This window comes from Halocola ammonii (assembly GCF_049334165.1).
Classification (GTDB): domain Bacteria; phylum Bacteroidota; class Bacteroidia; order Flavobacteriales_D; family Sanyastnellaceae; genus JBEGHD01.
The window spans coordinates 25,160-43,559 of sequence record NZ_JBEGHD010000003.1; the positions used below are offsets into that span (position 1 = coordinate 25,160).

Annotated in this window: 14 protein-coding genes; 7 read left to right on the forward strand and 7 right to left on the reverse strand. The window is 45.7% G+C overall.

Annotated features, from left to right (window positions below; translation table 11 throughout):
• Positions 1 to 84: 84 nt before the first annotated feature.
• The 5 genes from ABHV44_RS03880 to ABHV44_RS03900 form a co-directional block, all read right to left on the reverse strand.
• Entirely contained in the window at positions 85 to 2,277 is a 2,193-nt protein-coding gene (locus tag ABHV44_RS03880; protein ID WP_459073343.1) for a S46 family peptidase, read from the reverse strand.
• An 81-nt stretch (positions 2,278 to 2,358) separates the two neighbouring features.
• Positions 2,359 to 2,958: a J domain-containing protein gene (locus tag ABHV44_RS03885; RefSeq protein ID WP_459073344.1), complete on the reverse strand. Its 600-nt coding sequence runs from the start codon at positions 2,956 to 2,958 to the stop codon at positions 2,359 to 2,361.
• Positions 2,959 to 2,961: 3 nt separating this feature from the next.
• The gene (locus ABHV44_RS03890) at positions 2,962 to 3,501 is read right to left on the reverse strand and encodes a hypothetical protein (RefSeq protein ID WP_459073345.1); all 540 of its coding nucleotides are present in this window, start codon (positions 3,499 to 3,501) and stop codon (positions 2,962 to 2,964) included.
• Between the two features lies 1 nt (position 3,502).
• Positions 3,503 to 3,925, reverse strand: coding sequence for a hypothetical protein (locus ABHV44_RS03895; protein ID WP_459073346.1), 423 nt, complete (start codon positions 3,923 to 3,925; stop codon positions 3,503 to 3,505).
• A gap of 311 nt (positions 3,926 to 4,236) precedes the next feature.
• The gene (locus tag ABHV44_RS03900; RefSeq protein ID WP_459073347.1) at positions 4,237 to 5,850 is read right to left on the reverse strand and encodes a S8 family serine peptidase; all 1,614 of its coding nucleotides are present in this window, start codon (positions 5,848 to 5,850) and stop codon (positions 4,237 to 4,239) included.
• Positions 5,851 to 5,902: 52 nt separating this feature from the next.
• On the opposite strand from ABHV44_RS03900, the gene ABHV44_RS03905 reads away from it, so the two are divergent.
• Positions 5,903 to 6,913: a threonine aldolase family protein gene (locus ABHV44_RS03905; protein ID WP_459073348.1), complete on the forward strand. Its 1,011-nt coding sequence runs from the start codon at positions 5,903 to 5,905 to the stop codon at positions 6,911 to 6,913.
• Between the two features lie 38 nt (positions 6,914 to 6,951).
• Here the strand turns inward: ABHV44_RS03905 and ABHV44_RS03910 are convergent, their stop codons facing one another.
• Positions 6,952 to 8,829, reverse strand: a complete 1,878-nt coding sequence (locus ABHV44_RS03910; RefSeq protein ID WP_459073349.1) for a T9SS type A sorting domain-containing protein — start codon at positions 8,827 to 8,829, stop codon at positions 6,952 to 6,954.
• A gap of 123 nt (positions 8,830 to 8,952) precedes the next feature.
• Here ABHV44_RS03910 and ABHV44_RS03915 point away from each other — a divergent pair, with 123 nt between their 5' ends.
• The 5 genes from ABHV44_RS03915 (at position 8,953) to ABHV44_RS03935 (ending at position 15,705) form a co-directional block, all read left to right on the forward strand.
• Positions 8,953 to 9,786, forward strand: coding sequence for a S1-like domain-containing RNA-binding protein (locus ABHV44_RS03915; protein ID WP_459073350.1), 834 nt, complete (start codon positions 8,953 to 8,955; stop codon positions 9,784 to 9,786).
• 6 nt (positions 9,787 to 9,792) lie between these two features.
• Positions 9,793 to 10,494: an SDR family oxidoreductase gene (locus tag ABHV44_RS03920; RefSeq protein ID WP_459073351.1), complete on the forward strand. Its 702-nt coding sequence runs from the start codon at positions 9,793 to 9,795 to the stop codon at positions 10,492 to 10,494.
• A 9-nt stretch (positions 10,495 to 10,503) separates the two neighbouring features.
• A complete protein-coding gene (yaaA, locus tag ABHV44_RS03925; RefSeq protein ID WP_459073352.1) occupies positions 10,504 to 11,265 on the forward strand; it encodes a peroxide stress protein YaaA in 762 nt (253 codons plus the stop codon).
• A 69-nt stretch (positions 11,266 to 11,334) separates the two neighbouring features.
• Positions 11,335 to 12,072: an FKBP-type peptidyl-prolyl cis-trans isomerase gene (locus ABHV44_RS03930; RefSeq protein WP_459073353.1), complete on the forward strand. Its 738-nt coding sequence runs from the start codon at positions 11,335 to 11,337 to the stop codon at positions 12,070 to 12,072.
• 186 nt (positions 12,073 to 12,258) lie between these two features.
• Positions 12,259 to 15,705 carry a M43 family zinc metalloprotease gene (locus ABHV44_RS03935; RefSeq protein ID WP_459073354.1) on the forward strand — a complete coding sequence of 1,149 codons (3,447 nt, stop codon included), beginning with the start codon at positions 12,259 to 12,261 and terminating at the stop codon, positions 15,703 to 15,705.
• Positions 15,706 to 15,802: 97 nt separating this feature from the next.
• Here ABHV44_RS03935 and ABHV44_RS03940 read toward each other — a convergent pair whose 3' ends face one another.
• Complete coding sequence (locus tag ABHV44_RS03940) at positions 15,803 to 16,813, reverse strand: SRPBCC family protein (protein WP_459073355.1); 1,011 nt, start codon at positions 16,811 to 16,813, stop codon at positions 15,803 to 15,805.
• A gap of 116 nt (positions 16,814 to 16,929) precedes the next feature.
• On the opposite strand from ABHV44_RS03940, the gene ABHV44_RS03945 reads away from it, so the two are divergent.
• Positions 16,930 to 18,378, forward strand: coding sequence for a DUF819 family protein (locus tag ABHV44_RS03945; RefSeq protein WP_459073356.1), 1,449 nt, complete (start codon positions 16,930 to 16,932; stop codon positions 18,376 to 18,378).
• Positions 18,379 to 18,400: the final 22 nt, after the last annotated feature.

Here is an 18,400-nt window from a genome sequence, read left to right on the forward strand (position 1 = left end):
GAAGCCCCCATGTTTGATTGAACATGGAGGCTTTTTTTGTGTCTTAATGCACCATAAAAAAATCGCTGGTCTGTATTTTAATCCCTAATTCTTCTCGGCTTCTTCTCCGGTGTCGAGCACGAGGGTCATTTCGTCAATGAGGTGTTTTGCACCTGCATACTTGTCAATAATAAAAAGAACGTACTTGATATCGACCATGATGTTGCGGCAACGGTCGGGATCGAACATGATGTCACTCATGGTGCTTTCCCAGGAGCGGTCGAAGTTGAGCCCAATGAGCTGGCCGCGGCCGTTGAGTGCGGGACTCCCCGAGTTACCGCCAGTTGTGTGGTTGGATCCAGTAAAGCAAACTCGCAATTCGCCATCTGTAGCGTAGGCTCCAAAATCGCCTTCTTCAATCAGGTCGATCAGCTTCTGTGGCAAGTCGAAATCAGGGTGTCCTGGCTCGTACTTTTCAAGAATTCCCTCTGAAGTCGTGTAGAACTTGTAGAGCATTCCATCTCGCGGTTCGCTGCCTTCAGCTTTTCCGTATGAAAGACGCATGGTGCTATTGGCATCCGGCCAGTAGGTGTCGTCCGGGAAGAGCTCCATTATGGCCTTCACGTAGGATTTCATCTTCTCCTCAATGGCTGTGTTCAACCTGTTGTAGTCTGGGCGAATGTGCGCGTAATAGCTGTCGTAGCTCTGAGTCATCAATTCATACCCAGGGTCTTTCTTCAGCTTCTGAACGGCCTTTTTCGATGGATCTTCGAGCAGGGCCATGAGTGCCTCTTTATCGGCAAAGATTGAGTTGTTGTAAAGTTCTTTTCTAAACTTCTTCACATCACCATTGTACTTGGTCTCAATCTCCTTGAGCATCTCAGGCTGAAATTGTTCAGGTGCATTATCTGTGTAAAGTTCAGTGAGCTTGTCAAAAACGAGGCGGTCAGTCGGTTCGTGGTAATCTTTGAAGTGAGACTGCACTTTCGACTTCAAGCCATCGATCGTTTCTTCTAACTTCCCTTCCTTCTCAAGGTTTTCGAAGTCGTTAACCAGATTTCTAAAGTTGCTGGCGAAGTACATCAACTCCGGTCCGTAAAAGAAGTACTCGATGAAGTAGTCGCGACCGAGTTCGTACGGTTCAATCTCTGCATAAAGCTCTTCGAATTCGGCTATGAGCGTTGCATAATCCTTTTTGCCGGCTTTCGATGCGCGCTTCACAAATTCCTCTTCAAAGTCCTTTTTCTTTTGCAGTGCATCGAGCTTTTTAAGGCCATTGTTTTGTCCAATCCACTTTTTGTAGGAGTTGCTGATTCGCGACTGCTTGGCTGCGTACTGAATTCGCACTTTGTCACTTTCGAGCATGGCCGCATCGATAATCGAAAGGCTGGTTGAGCGCATTTCAATTCGAGCTGGGTTGGCCTCGTTCATGATGTAGTCTACAGCGTGGGAAGTGAGAAATTGCTCGGTACGTCCGGGAAATCCAAAAACCATGGTGAAGTCGCCTTCGTCCACCCCATCGAGAGAAACTGGCAAGTGATAAGCCGGCTCGAAAGGAACGTTGTTTTCGCTATACTCTGCCGGTTCGTTGTCTTCGTTTGCATAAATGCGAAAGATGGAGAAGTCGCCCGTGTGTCGTGGCCACATCCAGTTGTCGGTGTCGCCACCAAACTTACCGATTGACGAAGGTGGAGCTCCTACCAGGCGAACGTCCTTGTAAGTTTTTGTAACGATCATGAAGTATTTGTTACCGTAGAAAAAAGGCTTGATCTGCGCTTCATAAAATTTGCTTTCACCAGCCGCGCTTTGCTCTATCTTTTCTCTGTTTGCCGCTCTAATCACAGCTTTCTCTTCATCGGTCATTCCCGGCTCAATACCTTCGTTCACCATTTTTGTCACCTGCTCGATACGAACGATAAAAGTCGCTGTCAACCCAGGGTTTGCCAGTTCCTCAGATCTGTTCATCGCCCAAAACCCATCGGTGAGATAGTCGTTTTCAACTGAGCTGTGATATTGGATTTGTCCGTAACCGCAGTGGTGGTTGGTAAGGATCAATCCCTGATCCGAAATCACCTCGGCTGTGCATCCACCGCCAAAGTGAACGATGGCATCTTTGATACTCGCCTGATTGATGGAGTAAATATCTTCGGCTGTAAGCTCGAGCCCCATGGTTTGCATGTCGCTCTGATTTAAAGCTTTTAGCAAAGTCGGGATCCACATCCCCTCTTTTGCCGAAACCTGGATAACCAGTAGCAAAGAGCATGTGGCTAGAATTAGATGTTTAAGAACACTTTTCATATTTAAAAATTTTGGATTTTCTGTCGACTAACGGCAAATATAACGCAGGCATTTAATTGGCCGCATAGATTTTAGACCACACTACTTACGGGTTTTTGCAGAAGTCTCTGCAACAGGCTTGTCGGGGTTGTTCTTAAAAAGAAAATGGTAAATGCCGTAAGTGAAAAACCCTCCGATGAATACCGGAATCAGAACATCGCCAAAAGTGAGAGGATCTTTCCGGAGCTCCTCAGGCGAGGATCCAAAATATTTGAAAAGCGGTGCGCAAATAATCAGCAGACCGATCCCAAAAAAGACGTAGTTGTAGACGTTACTCAAAACCATGGCTGTCTTGTAAATCGGAGATTTGGTGAATTTATCGAAAGAGGTTTCTGCATTCCTGGCTGCTCTCTTCCTCGCTTCTTGCCGCTGTTGCTCGGCCCACTGGCGATAAAGTTGCTCTCTTCTTCGAAGCAGGTCTTCGCGATTTACCCGATTTGATAGCTGTTTTCTGTGCTGAATCCTTAGCTGTGGGTCTGACAAAAACTCGTAAGCTTCGTTCACTTGAATAAAACGCTCTTTAGCTCCACTGGATTTATTGCGATCGGGGTGGTAGCGCATGGCCAGCTTCCGATAGGCAAGCTTAATATCCCTCTCCGTTGCCGAAGTGTTCAGTCCGAGTATGAGGAAATAATTTACCATGAGCTATTTTAAACCCGAAACGAATTCAGGTACATCGTCAAACTTTAAATTTTCGGGTAGAGAGTCAATTTTAACTTCTAAATGGCGGGTGATTGGCTTTTTCTGCTGGTCCCAATTTATTAAACCCTTAGCAAAATGACGCTTTTTGAAAACAAAAAGTTCATTGTCGCTTTTCCAAATCCACACTTTTCTGCTTTGGTAAGAATTGTCACAGGTGCATTTTACCTCAGTAATTTTCGCCTCGTAAAGCGCTTCTGAAATTTCGACTCTTGCAAAAACCAACTGCCCTTCAAGGTCTGTGAGTTCAATCCTTATCCATCTTTCCTCTCCTATTGTAAACGCCTTTACCTCATCTACAGATAATTGCTTTTTCTCTCCACCAATCCGACAAACTAACTTTTCAGAGAAATATTTTTGATGGCGAATTTCCGCACGAAGTGTTTCACCGGATTCGAGTTCGATTTCTCCGTTAAGCCAACCGCCTGCCCGAGCCTGTCCCAAACAGCAAACTATAAACCCAATTAAAATCAAAACAACTCTCATATCACTCGAGCGAATAAAGTATAAAATCAACCCCAACAGTCAATGGAGCCGCATTGTAGTATTGGTTGCCGCCTTCTTCCGAGACCTTGTCTGTCTTAAAGTATGGAGTAAAACGATACTCAGAGAAAATAGAAAACCACTCGAAGCCCAGCCGAAGATGTGCACCAGCAGCGACAAGGTTCACTTCTCCGTTTACATCGCTCAATGAATTTACGGGATATCGCTTTTTCTTGTCACCACTTCCAGCTGGTGTCCAGGCATATTTTGACCAAATCAGAATATCTCCCCAAAGTCCGAATTCAAGATAGTTGCCGTGGGCATTACCTACAGAATGCAAATTGTAACGCCCTGAAAATGCCAAACCAAAGAAATGCTGGGCGATCTGCTGACTTTCAAGCTCCTCATCATCAGCGAGCTGCTTCATAAAAAAACCCGGTTTGGGACGCACCGAAACTCGTCTTAGGTGTTGTTCATTTACAAAAGACCACCGGTCATCGAATCGATGTTTTACTCGTCTTCCAAGCGTAAAAGAATTAGAACTCGCTTTGAGTCGACTTACGCTTGTTCCAATGACATCGGGCTTCAACCCAAAATTGAAAAACACATATTTGTGGATTGTATAGCCAGGACCTGAGAAGTATGCGTTTCTAAGAGGACTCACCTCACGATAAAGCAAGCGGGTTTGAGCTTTAACCGACACAGCGACACCAATAATCAAGACTATCAAAAATGCTTTCACTGTCCGCATGGCAATTCTTTTTCGATGAAATTTCCGGCCCACCAGGCTCTCACCACACATGTGTAGGCCCGAGTGCTAAATGTTACTGATTGACTTCGGTTCAGTGAATAAACTGCAAAATCAATTAACTCTCCGTCTTTGTCGGCCTGATGAAAAAACAGTTTGTCAGAAAGTAAGTCTTCTGTCAGCTTCGGAGTTATGGCGCCAACATCAATTATTACCTCCCCTTCGTTGATCTCAAGCCAATTGTGATCACTGGGGTCTTGTTGTGCATTTTCAATGAAAAAATAACTTGCGTGTGGCATGCCAAATCCGTGGGCGTAGTCGAAATAGGGATACAGTCGACCCGATTTTTCAATTTCTGAAAACAGCTTTTTGACATCCCAATCCGGAAAAGCCTGCAATACGCAAGCCGCGTATCCAGAAATTAGAGGGGCGCTAAAGGAGGTGCCGTAAACCTTCTTTTGTTTGTCTCTTTCTTCTTTGATTTCAGTGATTGCAACTCCAAAAGCACAAACATTTGGTTTGATTCTCACATCACCTGTTGGGCCAAAACTGCTGAAGTCGATGTGTACTCCATTCTCACCTAAAACTCCACCTACGGCCAGCACCCCTTCTGCATCTGCCGGGGTTACCAGATATTGCCAGTCACCTCCGGCTTCATTTCCCATGGAATTGACAACCAGAATTCCTTTTTCGAAAGCTGCATTGGCAGCCCTGGCCACGAGCGATGTTTTTCCGTCCATTTCGTCCTGAAAATACCACTTTCCAGTATAGCCTAAAGAAGAGCTGATAATATCCGCTCCGTGCTTGTCTGCCCACTCTGCAGCGGCCAGCCAGTTTTCTTCTTCACTTAACGGTTCACGGAGGTTGTACTCCGTTCGAGCCAAAAGAAAAGTAGCATCGGTGGCCAGGCCAAAAAGCGCTGAGTCGGTTTTTCCGGCCAAACAGGTGAGCACGTTGGTGCCGTGCTTAGAATGATGATACACAGAGCTATCGTTTCCACAGAAATCAATGGTGCGCTCAATCTGATTGTTCTCGAACAAATGCCTCAAGTTTTCTCTCTTTTCCGCTTTGCGAAAGCCAGCATCGAACACGGCTACCCTAATGCCTTTGCCAGAGAATCCCTTTTCCGAAAACACCTCTGCTCCAAGCGATTTTGTTTGTGGTAGAAAGAAATCCGAATCAGTTTCAAGTGCCACCTCATCAAGCGATTCGTAGCTGCAAAACACTGTCTCTATCTCGCTGCTGGGCATCCTTCGTACTGATTTCACAAAAGGAAGACCTTGAACTTTAGCAATTCCTTCATCACCAGAAAAGCAACAAGCTGCATTGAGCCACCGTGAAGTCATTTTTATTTCCACGCCAGCCTCTTCCAATTGATCAACGTATTTTTCTGAGACTGGAAAATCACTGCTATCGCAAATGGCAATTCCATTCTTTACTCTCCTCTCGATAGCCTTCGGATGAAAATACTCGAGCGGGTTGAACTGAACTCCTGCCTTGTCGGTGAAAGTCACCCAATACTTTTCCTCTTCTTGTGCAAGAAGGTTTGTAGACAGCAGCGCAACGGCTGTGAGAAGAAGAACTCGGGAAAAGCAGCTTTTCATTGGAAGACAAAAATTAAATTGCGGTCGCAAATAACCGACTAATTTAGTTTTTATGATCGATTTGAGAAGTGATACTGTCACGAGACCTACACCAGAAATGCTCGAAGCCATGATGAGCGCAAAGGTTGGCGATGACGTCTTCGGGGAGGATCCCACAGTTAATGCCCTTCAGGAAAAGGGGGCTAAAATGTTTGGCCACGAGGCGGCACTTTTTTGTCCTTCAGGAACGATGACCAATCAGATTGCCATCAACGCCCACACCAATCCCGGTGATGAAGTGATTTGTAGCGAACTGGCGCACATTTATCTCTACGAGGGTGGCGGGATTGCCAAGAACTCGGGTGCTTCTGTTCGATTGCTTCCCGGTGATCGGGGAAGATTCAAAGCTGATCAAATCGAACCGAACATCAACGCAGACGACCCTCATCACCCAGTAACCACGCTCGTTGCTGTAGAAGACACCTGCAACAAGGGTGGAGGTTCGTGCTACGACCTGGAGGAGCTCAAAAAAATTAAAGCGGTTTGCAAAAAGAACAATCTTCAGCTGCACCTCGATGGCGCCAGGGTGTTCAATTCTCTGGTGAAGACCGGTTACGACAAAATGGAGTACGGTCAGCTGTTCGACTCCATTTCGATCTGTCTTTCGAAAGGGCTGGGTAGTCCTGTCGGCTCCTTGTTGATCGGTTCTAAAGACTTTATCCGAAAAGCACACCGAATCAGAAAATCGATGGGTGGCGGCATGCGGCAGGCCGGCTACATTGCTGCCGCTGGGCTGTTTGCGTTGGAAAACAACATTGAGAGACTAGCTGAAGATCATCGAAAAGCTGTGCAACTTGCCGAGGTGCTTGAGAAGTGCCAGTACGTTTCAGGAGTTGCACCAGTAGACACCAACATTGTGGTAGCTGAGCTAGAAGGCATCGAAGCCGGATCCTTTCTCAAGAAACTCGAAGAGCAAAACATCAAAGCAGTTCCGTTTGGGCACGGCAAGGTTCGTTTTGTAGCCCACCTCGATGTTTCGCAAGAGCAGGTTGGAGAGTTTGCAAAAAAAGTGGGAAGCCTTTAAACAGACTTCCCACCTGAAAAACCTTTAGTTCGAACAAGTTACCTGACCATCAACTTCTTAACAACCTGATTGGATTCGCTAAAAAGCTTCACAAAGTAAAGTCCGGCTTCAAAATCGCTCACGTCAATCGTGAGATGATCATTTGCTGTGCCCTCTTCCTGAGAATAAACTATTCGCCCGTGGCTGTCGGTGATTTCAAGTCTTTGCAGAGCACCGTTCACTTCGAGTTCAACTTGTTCTAATGCCGGGTTTGGATACATCGAAACCTGATTTTCGTTGAGTTCCCCAACGCTGCTGATGCAATCTTCGACTGTTACCACAATCTCATCGGAATCTTCACATTCTAGATTGTCGACTCCATTCACGCTAAAAGTGTATTCACCCGGCCCCAGCTCAGATGCGTCAACCACAAAAAACTGGTTCTCGCTGCCGTCTTGCCATTCGTAAATGGCTCCTGGAGGTGCAAAGAGAAGTAACTCCTGATTAAGACAGAGGGTAGTGTCTTCTCCAAGTTCGATGTCAATTGCATCTCCTGTTTCCACCGTGACTACACCCGAAGTTTCGCATCCGTTGTCATCTTCCAGCTGGTAAGTGTATTCACCTGCCTCGAGATCCGTTAGGTTCTGTTCTTCAGAAATAATTACCTGATCGAAAAACCAGGTGAACTCATAAGGTGGTGTTGCTCCATCTATCGAAAGCACAATCTCTCCGGACATATTACAACCGGCATCCTCAGTTTGTGAAGCAATGAGAAACGGCTCGGGCTCTGAAATTTCTACTGTTTCCGTAATGTTTAACCCACAACCAGAAGAGACTGTTACCGTGTATTCCCCAGACTCAAGCCCATCCACAAAATAGCTGTCGGCTTCAAAACCATTCGGGCCAGAAATGGTAACATCGTAGTTCACACCGTAGTCAAAAACTTCTGTGATCAGGCTGCCGTTAGCCTCTCCAAAACATTGCACCTCATTACTAATCACATTGAGTGAAGGCGCAGTAGGACTTTCGCCAAGGTCGGTGACTGTCACTCTCGTTTCTCCAGAGGAACCTCCCCAGCCGTCTAGCTGAATCCAATATTCTTCACCTGGGGTAAGACAGCTTACATTCATTACTGAAGCGTAGCCTGTAGAACCGAGATCGCAACCTCCGGGTACATCGTCATTGGACGAAATCACCTGGTAAGTTTCGAAATTGGCACAGTCGCCCACTTCGTAGAGCGCCAATTCGGTATCGAAAGAATTGTCTTCGTTGCAGGTCGAAACCTCCACTCTTCCCGATTCAGGCGCTACAAACTTGAGCCAAATAGACGCATTCACACCGTTGTCTGAAGCACACCAAAACCCAGGTAAACCGCAAGATTCCAGTGGCGGGTGAATTTCACCCAGCTGAGTGAGTGCACCAGTGTTGTCAACCAGGGCACCTTCGCCATCCACTGTGATTTCTTCAGCCCCACAAGGCAACTGATTACCAGCACCTTCAGGCGCTTCACCTGCAGTAAAAGTCAGACTGACGTAATCGCCTTCTCCTTCGAGAACTGAAAAAGCTACCAGGTTGTTGAAGAGCGTGAGATCACAGCCCCCATCTCCAAATCCGTCTTTGCTGTGGAGGGTGTACTGCTCGCCATCAGTCAGGCAATAAGGACCTTCTAAAATCACATCGTTGTCGGCATAAGCACCGGCATCTCCCGCTTCGCCAGCATCTTCTGCGGTGCAAGCTACACTTTCAATATTTCCGCCATAAAAGAGAGTTCCATCGCCACATTCGTTGCCAGCCGGTGTCACTTCCCAATAGAGCTCATAGCCCCAGTTGTCTGTGTCAACCTCCACGTGAACAGGTACTTCACCGGACTCGCATTGTGCATTGGTAAAAAGAAAAGAACTGGCAAAAACCAGTGTTAGTAGAAGTTTGAATCGCATTTGCTTAAGGTTTGGTTATCTATCCCTCAAATGTAGCCTATTTCCATAAAATCGAAAGTCGACAAAATGCCTCCTTAAAAAAAAGCTGAGCTGAATGCCTATTTTTGCCCAAAATCAAAAAGTATGGCCAAACCTGGTAAATACGTCAATCTGGAAATCAAACAAATTGACCGGGACGGTTTTCACCTCGACAATGACGGTGAAACAATTTTACTCCCTTCTATCGAAACTCCTGCCGGGAAAAAAGAGGGCGAACAGATCGAAGTATTTCTTTTTGTAAACGCCAAAGGTGAAACACAAGCCACTACCGAAAAGCCTCTCATTCTCCTGAACGAAGTGCAGCCCTTGATTGCCGTGAAAAACACCGAGAAGGGCGCGTTTTTCGACATGGGTATTCAGCGCGATTTGTTCGTTCCTCCTACTGAACAAAAAATCCCGATTGAAGCCGGAAAACGCTACCTGGTTGTAATGAAGTACGACAGACAAGAGCACAAACTCTATGGCGCCACAAGACTCAAGCCCTACTTTCGCGATGAGCGCCTAAAGTTTGAGAAAAACGAAAAAGTCAACATTCTCATCGTCAAGAAAATCGAAGAAGGTTTTGAGGTTATCATCAACATGAAAGTTTTTGGCTTTCTGCACGATCAGGATGCCACCATCCCAAATATGCTTGTCGGTCAACGCTACAATGCATACATCAAAGAAAAAGACCGCGACAGATACAACGTCTCGTTGCAAAAAGACGACCCGGAGCAGCTAGAAAAAGCCGCTGAAAAGATCTACGAATTTGTGGTGAACAACAAAGGCTACGTGCGGTTGAATGATAATACCGAACCGGAAGAGATAAAGCTGCGGCTGCACATGAGCAAAAAGCTCTTCAAAAAAGCCATCGGCAAGCTCTACAAAGAAAACCGGATAGTAATTACAAAAAGAGGAATCAAACTAAGCAAAGAGTAAATTTTTATGGAATTGAAAGACAGCGTTTTTATAGTAACCGGAGGGAGCTCTGGTATCGGAAAAGCAACAGCCCAACTCTTGATTGAGAAAGGTGCGAACGTTTCAATCACAGGTCGCGATAAGTCGAAATTGAAAAAAGTCGCAGACGAAATTGGAGCCTTTGCAATTCAGGCTGATGTAGCCAAAGAAGCTGATGTAAAAAAGACTTACACAGAAACGCTTTCTAAATTCGGCAAGCTTGACGGACTGATAAATAATGCTGGAATTGGCGGCTGGTGCCCAATTGATGAATTCGATCTCGAGGAAATGAAGAAGGTTTACAGCGTAAATGTTTTTGGCGCAGCCATGATGGCCGGTGAAGCTGCCAAAATTTTCAAAGAGCAAAAGAGCGGAAACATCGTAAACATCGCTTCCACGGCTTCATTGAAAGGCTACCCAAAAGGAACGATTTACTCCTCGTCAAAATTTGCTCTTCGTAGCATGTCTCAATGCTGGCAAGGCGAATTGCGTCCTTACAACGTTCGGGTAATTCATGTAAACCCTAGCGAAGTGACAACGGCTTTCGGCCAGGAAGATCGTCAGGAACGTCCGGAAGAGTCCAATAAATTGCGTAGCGAAGAAATCGCTCATTCCATTGTTTCCGCCCTGGAAATGGATCAGAGAGGGTTTATTCCCGAAGTCACAGTTTTTGCCACTAACCCATTTTAAACAATAAATATGCTTACCGTTTTGTCTCCGGCAAAAACGCTGGATTTCGAATCAAAAGTGAAGACGAAAAAATTCACCCAGCCAGAGTTTTTGGATGAAGCTGAATACCTGGTCGGAAAACTTCGAAAAAAGTCATCCAAACAGCTACAGAATCTGATGGATATCAGTCCTGATTTGGCCGACCTGAATCACGACCGTTTTGCAAGCTGGAGTCAGCCATTCGATCTGGACAACGCACGACAGGCAATTTTTGCATTTAACGGTGATGTTTACGATGGGTTCGATGTAAGCCAATTGAAAAGTGATGATTTATCATACGCTCAGAATCACATTCGCATTTTGAGCGGCCTTTACGGAGTTTTGAGACCGCTGGACCTGATGCAGCCCTACCGATTGGAAATGGGAACATCGCTGAAGGTAACACCCAAAAAAGACAGTCTTTACAAGTTCTGGTCGGACTCAATTGCCAAACAACTCAATGAAGAAAATGATGATGAGGTTTTAGTCAACCTTGCTTCACAAGAATATTTTAAGGCGGTCGATCAAAAAGCACTCAAGGCAAAAATTGTTACTCCGGTTTTCAAGGATTACAAGAATGGCAAGTACAAGGTAATTGCCTTTTTTGCAAAGAAAGCTCGGGGTGCAATGGCTCGTTTCATTGTTCAAAACAGGATTAACGATCCTGAGCAGCTGCAGGCTTTCGATGAAATGGATTATGCTTTCAATCCTAATCAATCAACGGCTGACGAGCCTGTTTTCACAAGAAGATAAGCTGCCAATAGTTGTAAGACGGCCGCATCTTTTTATTTTCGCCTTTCAAATCAAAACGATAATCATAAGATGAACATTCGAATTAGTATTGCAATACTTTCTATTGGAGCTCTTGCACTCGCTAGCTGCACTCAGCCAAAGGGAGGAATGAAAGACGCCAATCTGGAAACCACACAAGACTCATTGGCCTACGCCTGGGGTGTAGCAATGTCAGACAACATGGCTAAAAACGACATCAAGGATCTTGATGTTGATATCATGATTGCGGGACTGCAAGACCACTGGGACGATGACTCAGCAAAAATAAGTGTAGAAGACGCGCAAAACATCATGAGAAGAGAAATGATGGCCAGACAAAAAGCAGCTGAAGAAGAAGCAAAAGCTGAAGGCAAGAGATTTCTAGACGAAAACCGTCAGAAAGAAGGGATTCAAGAGACCGAGAGCGGATTGCAGTACAAGGTTTTACAAGAGGGTGATGGTAAAAGTCCAGACGCCAGCGATCAGGTAACTGTTCACTACCACGGTACCTTGATTGACGGAACTGTATTTGACAGCTCTGTTGATCGTGGTCAGCCAGCGACTTTCCGTCTCAATCAGGTGATTCCAGGCTGGACAGAAGGTGTACAGCTCATGAAAGAAGGAGCAAAATACCGCTTCTTCATTCCTCAAAACCTCGCTTACGGACCAAGAGGTCAGGGCGACATCGAACCATTTAGCACATTGATTTTTGATGTGGAGCTCATCGAAGTAAAAGAAATGGAACAGCAAAAACAACCTCAGGGTCGACCACAAATTCGACAGAGATAAGATTTTTCTTCCACCAGAATATTGAGAAAGCCCCGGCAATTGTCGGGGCTTTTTTTGTGCCTAGGTGAAATACGCATCGGCCCGTGTAAGAATCTGCCGACTTTTAGCTCTTGAAACACTTTTCAGTAACCTAATTGATTCTCATAAAGTACACGTGAGGGATAATCAACTGATTTATTCCCTACGATGAAAACGATTTCAACAACAATTGTGACTCTACTCCTGATTCTCACAGGGCAATTCTCATTTGCTCAAAGTGAAACTGTTCCGCACGTTTGCGGCAGCCACGAAGTGCAGGAAGAGAGAAAAGCAAATGACCCTCAATACGCCCGGGCTATCGAAAATTTGAATAGCAGGGCTCTTCAAAATTTTGAACATGTTGCCGAAAGAAGTGACGAGATCTACACCATTCCGGTTGTGGTTCACGTGATACACGAAGGTGAAGAATACGGAGTAGGAAGTAATATTACCGATGAGCAAGTGCTTAGTGCAATTGTCGCTCTCAACGAGGATTTCAGAAAAATGTCCGGAACAAATGGCGATGGTGATGGTGTTGATTGCAACATTGAGTTTTGTCTTGCAACAAGAGACCCTCAGGCTAATTCAACTAACGGCATTGTGCGAGTAGACGGAAGTGTAGTTCCAAACTATGCGGAACAGGGAATTGAGGCCAGCGGTGGAGTTGGCGCTTCTGAAGAAGAAGTGAAAGCACTTTCAACCTGGCCGCGAGAAGACTACATGAACGTTTGGGTAGTTAATGAAATTGAAGACAACAACGCTCAGGGAGGCATCCAGGGATATGCCTACTTTCCTTTTAACAATCCTGTGGATGGAATCGCTATCCTACACAACGCCTTTGGAACTGTGGGTAACCTCAAGTCGAACACCGATATGAACAGGACACTCACTCACGAAGTGGGCCACTACCTCAGTTTGTACCACACTTTTCACCTCACCAACGACTGCGATCCGGAAATCAACTGCGAAACGCAAGGCGACAAGGTTTGTGACACTCCCAAAACCGTGTTGAACGGAAGCTGTAACCAACCGGCTTGTGGTGGAACTCAGCAAGTAGAAAACTACATGGATTACACTCAGGAAACATGCAGAGACATGTTTACTGAAGGACAAAAAATTAGAATGCGAAGCGCTCTTGAAACCAGTCGTGCTTCGATTCTCGAGTCGATGGGGTGCGTGCCAGCCACAGATCTTGATGCAGGAATTACAAACATCTCTTCACCATCCGGATCGCTTTGCGATAACACAGTTTCTCCGATTATCTCAATTACCAACTTTGGCTCTCAAACTCTAACTTCAGCAACGATTAACTATCGTGTAGACGCTGGTACGATTCATACTTTCGACTGGACAGGAAACGTGTCTCAGGGAGCATCAACTACAGTCGAACTTCCAGAGATCAGCTCCAACATGGGCGAGCACACTTTCATTGCCTACACAAGTTCTCCTAATGGACAAACAGATGAAAACCCTGCCAATGATCAGGGTTCTAAACCATTTGAGATTGCCAATGGAGCTTCGATGAACCTCGAAGTAAACATCGATTATTTCGGGACAGAAACATCATGGTCGATTACCGAAAATGGAAATACTCTGGCTAGTGGCGGGCCTTACATTGATTACAATCAGGGTACTATTTACAACCACGAAGTTTGCCTCACTGAAGGTTGCTACGAACTGGTGATGGAAGATGCACACGGTGACGGACAGGGATTCCAAACCGGGTATTTTGAACTCACAGACTCCGAAGGTACTGTTTACGCTTTTGGGGAAGATGATTGGGGAAGCGAAAGTGTGAATCCGTTTTGCGTAGAAGTAGAAGTTTCAGAAGATGCACCAGACGCAAATTTCAGCATTAGCGATAACAACGTTTGCTCTGGAGAATCTATTAACCTCAACGATCTTTCTTCAAACAATCCGACCTCCTGGAGCTGGAACGTTGAAAGTGTTGGAACTTTCACTACTCAGAATGTGCAAAACGTGATTTTTGACGAGGCTGGAGAATACACTATTACACTAACAGCATCTAACGAATTTGGTAGCAGCCAGTCGTCTCAAACAGTTGTGGTGAGTGACGGACCTTCTATCACTCTTTCAACACAAGATATTCTCTGTGCAGGAAATGACGATGGCTCTATTTCTGCGAGTGTGAGCGGTGGAGTTTCTCCATACGACTATAGCTGGAGTAACAGCGCTACCAGCTCATCGATTCAAAACCTAAGTGCCGGTCAGTACACACTCACCGTGACCGATAACGCAGGTTGCGAAAGCAGTGCCACAGCAGTAATTGCTGAACCAACAGCACTCAATGTGTCAGTCTTTAAAAGCGATATCTCCTGCTTTGGTTTGCAAGATGGAACAGCTACAGCATCAGCCTCTGGCGGTACTTCTCCCTACTCTTTTGAGTGGAGCAATAACGCTAGCTCAAATGCAATTGAAGACCTCGCAGAAGGATCTGTGAGCGTAACAGTAACCGATGCCAACGGATGCTCCGCAAGTGGAAGTGTAGAAATTGTTGAACCTTCAGCCCTGTCTGTAAACCCTAGCTTGACAGCGCCAGAATCGTGTGCCGGAAATGACGGTAGCGGACTGGTGAACGTAATGGGAGGAACTCCAAACTACTCTTACAACTGGTCGAATGGTAGTTCTGACCAATCTGTGAGTAACCTGGCTTCTGGTGATTATACAATTACAGTGACAGATGCCAATGGTTGCTCAAACAGTGGAATTCTCGAAGTTCCATTTGATTGCGATCAAATTATTGACGGAACACAACTCAATGCGGAACATTGCGGAGCCAGTGGGCTCACACTCGATGATGAGGTCGTGTGCGATCCCGTAGACGGAGCTGAAATGTACCAGTGGAAATTCTCCAACCTCGCTACCGGGTTCTTTGCCGAAGAATACACGATTGGAGCCAACAACACTTTCCAGCTTTCGAACCTGATGGACATGCGCTACGGACAGACTTACGAAGTGAGCGTGCGAGTTATGATTGAAGAAGTTTGGAGCGCTTATGGACAGGTTTGCACAATCGAACTTACCGACCAGATCCCACAATCCAACCTCTTGGCTGATGCTTGTGAGCAGGGAATATTCCAGCTAGAGCAAACAATCCAGTGTGAAGCTGTAACAGGAGCATCAAAATACACCTTCAGATTCGCTGAAGGCGAGAACGAAATTATTGCTGAAACAGCTCAGCCACAACTCGTAGTGACGGAAGATCTCGGAGTTGAATTTGGATTGACCTACGATGTTTCAGTGAAGGTAACTGTGGGGCAGGATGACTCTGAATACGGTAACTCTTGCCCGCTGCAGATCAATAACACGATTAGTGTTGAAAACATCGGAGATAGCAATTTGGTGATTTACCCGAATCCATCTACCGGGGAACAAATGAATTTAGAATTTTCGAATCTTTTTACAGACCAGTCCGTAATAGAATTTGGAATGTATGACATGACTGGAAAAGTTGTAGAGAGCTTTGCAGTAAAAGTAACAAAGCCAACTTCCAAAGAAGCTTATACTTTCCAATCGGAACTGGCTCCGGGAATGTATTTCCTCAAGTATGAACTGAATGGAAATGCCTACAAAAAGAAACTGATAGTTCAATGATATAGGGTGGAGACCAATTTATTTTGGTCAAATTAGAAAAGCCTGCTTCACTTAATTGTGAGCAGGCTTTTCGCTTTTATAAAAACTCTTGAAAAAATTAGTTGACCGGATAAACTATTTGCGTTACCCATTTGCTCGAGTCCGGCTGCTCTCCAGGGTCAGTAACGTAGACTTCGAAAGGATACCAACGAGGTTGGATGTTGTTCTCTGCATTGTGCTTTTCGAAAGCCGCCCAGGCATCCGACAGTCCCATGTAGTCGCCCACATGTTCGGTTCTAATGGCAGGTCCACCGGGAACCTTTCCAACGGTGAGCGAATCAGGCACAGTCAAGGAGTCGGCTGTTGGAATGGCCATTTCCATTACTACTCTATCGGCTTCTTCATCGTATTCGTGGAAAATTGCCATTGGCGCAGCTCCCATCGAAACTTCTTTCATTGACAAAAATCCGCCAACTGCAGTAAACCCACGAGAGTAGTGGTCTTTGTTGGAAACGCCAGAGATGCTGGTTTCAACTTTATAGCCCACGTACCAGGTATCCTCCAGCTGAAACTCTTCAAAAGTGTATTCAGCTTTTTCTGGCATTGAGGTGGCCACGCTGTCGAGTAGGCGAAGCCCTTCTTTGTACTGAGGCCCGAGAAACGAATCCATAAATAGTCCAAACCACTTACCTATTCCAGACATGTCTCCATCAAAAGTCCAGGTTACTTTAGTGCCACCTTCAACTGGTTCGAAAATCCAATCTGAGTGGGCTGGTTCTCCGGCATTCATAAATTCCATTTCTGTTTTAATGAGATTGTTCGGATTTGACTCAAGTATTGTAAGCTTTCCACTTCCCACCTGATCGTTTCCGTCCCACTTGTACCAGGCTCCCTTTCCAACAGGGTTATCACTTGAATATTCGAGCGACATATTTGGATCTAGCTGATGCCATGGTGACCAGGCTTCCCAGTTTTCCAAATCATTCACTTGCTCAAAAAGTAATTCGGGGGATGCATCGATAACTTGCGATCGTTGCATTTCGGATTTTGACGGTAAAAGAAAAGTGACTACGACCAGTATGAGAGCGACAATCACTATAAAAATAAGTAGACCTTTTAGAAATTTCATGACGATGTTGGTTTTGGTTATTGGGTCAAAATTAGATAAAAATCAACTTGAACGGAGCGGTCGGGGCTATTCGTCATTTCTTTGTTTATTTGCCCCTACCTCAACTTGGATAGATTATGACAGATTTTTCAGCTCCTCCAGTATTCGAAAGTGACGCCATTGTTCTGGGAATTTTAATTGTAACGCTGGCAGTTATTTTTAAAACCTCAAGCAGCAAACAACCCTTTTTCCAAAAGTTTTATAAGTACGTTCCAGCGTTGTTGCTCTGCTACTTTGTGCCTGCAATTTTCAATACTCTGGGCATTATTTCTCCAAGTTGGATCGAACTGGAAAATGTTATTCAGCACCTCACTTCGATAGGCTACGACATGAGCAATGTTTCCACTGTAGTTGAGCTCAAGAAATTTATCGATGTACAAAATGTGCCAATCGCAGAGATTGAGCCTTACATCCACAGTTCGGAACTGTACTACGTAGCCTCACGCTTCTTACTCCCTGCCAGTTTGGTTTTGCTCTGCCTCAGTATCGACCTCAAAGGAGTTGTAAACCTGGGGCCGAAAGCTTTGATCATGTTTTTTACAGCCACCATCGGAATTGTAATTGGTGGACCACTTGCACTCTGGACCGTGAGCCGATTTGCACCGGAACTTTTGCAGGGAGATCACCCCGATTCAATCTGGCGTGGACTGTCTACAGTTGCAGGTAGCTGGATTGGAGGTGGTGCCAACCAAACGGCCATGAAAGAAATTGCCGAAACCACAGACACACAGTTCTCAGCAATGATTGTAGTGGACGTTGTCGTGGCAAATCTCTGGATGGCATTTCTTCTGATTGGTGCGGGCGTGTCAGACAAACTCGACCGCATTTTGAAAGCCGACAACTCAGCCATTACTGCTTTGAAAAAGAAGGTTGAAGATTACCAGGCGAACATAAGCCGCATTGCCAGTCTGCCGGATTTGGCGATGATTGCAGCTGTGGCCTTTGGCGCTGTTGCTTTAGCTCATTGGGGTGCTGATCTCATCAGCCCGGCTGTCGGTAGTTTTATCGAAGGTAAAATTGCAGCTGCAAAAGCCGCTGGAGAATCCACCATTTGGATGTACGTGACTTCCATTTCATCAGGTTTTTTCTGGCTGGTTGTGCTTGCAACTACCATCGGAGTAGTTTTCTCTTTCACGCGTTTTAGAAAGCTCGAAGGTGCCGGGGCGTCCAAGGTTGGCTCGCTTTTCCTTTACATCCTGGTGGCCTCAATTGGTATGAAAATGGACATCCTGCAACTGGTTCGGGAGTGGGAAATTTTCAAATTCATCATCACCATCGGACTGCTTTGGATGCTCTTCCACGTGCTGCTTTTGCTGATCATGGCTTTTCTCATCCGCGCTCCATTCTTTTTCGTTGCTGTAGGAAGTCAGGCCAATGTGGGCGGAGCTGCCTCTGCTCCCATCGTTGCTTCAGCTTTTAGCCCTGCACTGGCACCTGTAGGTGTTTTGCTCGCTGTTTTTGGCTATGCCGTAGGAACTTTCGCAGCCATCATCTGCATGGAACTCATGCGCTACATTTCATTGTAAACCGGTGTGGTCAACTTTCGGC